At 41.3% G+C, this 1,967-nt stretch carries 2 protein-coding genes; both read left to right on the top strand.

The window, feature by feature from the left end; genetic code table 11:
* Positions 1-374 (top strand): ABC transporter permease subunit (locus tag RT405_RS05445; RefSeq protein ID WP_313468231.1); only part of this gene is annotated, 374 nt, incomplete at its 5' end.
* A gap of 185 nt (positions 375-559) precedes the next feature.
* Positions 560-1,967, top strand: a 1,408-nt coding sequence (locus RT405_RS05440; RefSeq protein ID WP_396163327.1) for a bifunctional metallophosphatase/5'-nucleotidase, incomplete at its 3' end; no start/stop codon positions are given.

Here is a 1,967-nt window from a genome sequence, read left to right as displayed (position 1 = left end):
CAGGGGTATTGGCGGTTAGTATTCACTCAATTGGTATGCTGGCTAAATTGTACAGTGAAGCAATTGAAAATATGGATCAAGGGCCGTCTGAATCGATAATCAGTGCCGGCGGAAACAAAACCAATGTCTTGTTTTTTGCTACTTTACCGCAACTGGTTCCTGAATTTATTTCCTATACACTCTACCGATTTGAACTGGCTGTCCGTTCAGCCTCTATCTTAGGGATCGTAGGAGCCGGTGGGATCGGTACTCCGATGATTTTTGCCATCGATGCGCGTTCATGGGACCGTGTCGGGATTATTCTGATTGGGATCATCGTAATGGTTACTTTGATCGACTTCCTTTCTGGAACACTAAGAAAAAAATTAGTTTAATAAAGAAAAGCAGGACAAGACTGCTAGGCAGCTGCAAGAAGGCCAAACAAGAAGCACATTTTCTTGTTTGGTCTTTTTTAATAGAGTAGGTTTTATAAATTTTTACTGATTTTAATGTCTAGCGGGCCAAAATTATCTCGCTTTTCTTACAATAAAAAATGGATTTGTGAAAGGGATGGACAAAAATGAAACTAACGATTTTAGCGACAAGTGATATGCACGGCTACATTAAGCCAAGTAACTTTGGAACGAGAGACCAAGATATGCCTTTTGGCTCAGCAAAAGCTGCGACCATTATCAAAGAAAGAAAAGCTGCAGCAGCTGGACCAGTACTATCTATTGAAAATGGTGATTTTATTCAAGGATCGCCATTAAGTTATTATATTGCTAGACGCAGAAAAACAAATAATCCTTCTGAATTAGTAAACGTACTGAATTTGATCGATTATGATGCAGGAGTATTAGGAAACCATGAATTTAATTATGGGAAAGATTACTTAGAGCAAGCGATCTCTGCCACTAATCATCCGATCTTGGCAGCCAATATCGTTAACGAAGAAGGTAAGCCGGCTTTCGGAAAAGCTTATGAAATTATTGAAAAAGACGGAGTTAAGATTGCTGTTTTAGGATTGACGACTCAATACATTCCGAATTGGGAGCACCCAGACCATATTCAAGGCTTAACGTTTAAGAGTATCGTAGACACGGCCGGAGAGTATGTGCCAAAGTTAAGAGAATTGGCAGATGTGGTTGTGGTCAGTTACCATGGGGGATTCGAAAAAGAACTGACGACCGGAGAACCAACCGAAGCTTTGACTGGAGAAAATGAAGGGTATCAATTAGCAACACAAGTGCCAGGCATTGATGCACTGATCACGGGACACCAACACCGCGTGATCGCGACTACATTAAATGGCATTCCGGTTATCCAACCAGGCTATCGCGGAGAATACGTCGGTGAAATTACATTAACTCTTGAACAGAATGCTCAAGGAAAATATGAAGTGACGGCTAGCGAAGCACAATTAGTGAAAACGGGCAACGCTGTCCCGGATGCAACCGTGTTGTCTTCTTTAACAGAATTGTCTGAAGAAGTTGAAGAGTGGCTGGATCAGCCATTGGGTAAAGTCGAAGGCGATATGACGATCCAAGATGCAAATCAAGCTCGTTTGAAGGAGCATCCTTATGTGGAATTTATTCAAAAAGTACAAATGGCAGCAACTGGAACAGATATTTCTGGAACGGCTTTATTTAACAATGAAGGAAAAGGATTCGGTTCTATTATTACGATGCGCGATGTCGTGACTAATTACATTTACCCGAATACATTAGCTGTCCTCCGCATTTTTGGTGAAGATCTAAAAGCGGCTTTAGAACAATCAGCTGCCTTTTTCCAAGCAGAAGCAGATGGCACGATTGGAATCAATCCGCAGTTTGTTGAGCCTAAACCGCAATACTACAATTATGATATGTATGAAGGCATTGACTATACGATCAATGTAAAACGGCCGATTGGAGAACGAATCACAACGTTGCTGTACAAAGGAGAACCGGTTCATGCAGCTGACTGGTTTGAAGTAACAGCGAATCAAT

Origin of the sequence: Carnobacterium sp., from assembly GCF_032094055.1 — a bacterium.
Taxonomy (GTDB): Bacteria; Bacillota; Bacilli; order Lactobacillales; family Carnobacteriaceae; genus Carnobacterium_A.
The sequence above is the reverse complement of the archived record's forward strand: the minus strand, read 5'-3'. Positions and strand labels throughout refer to the sequence as shown.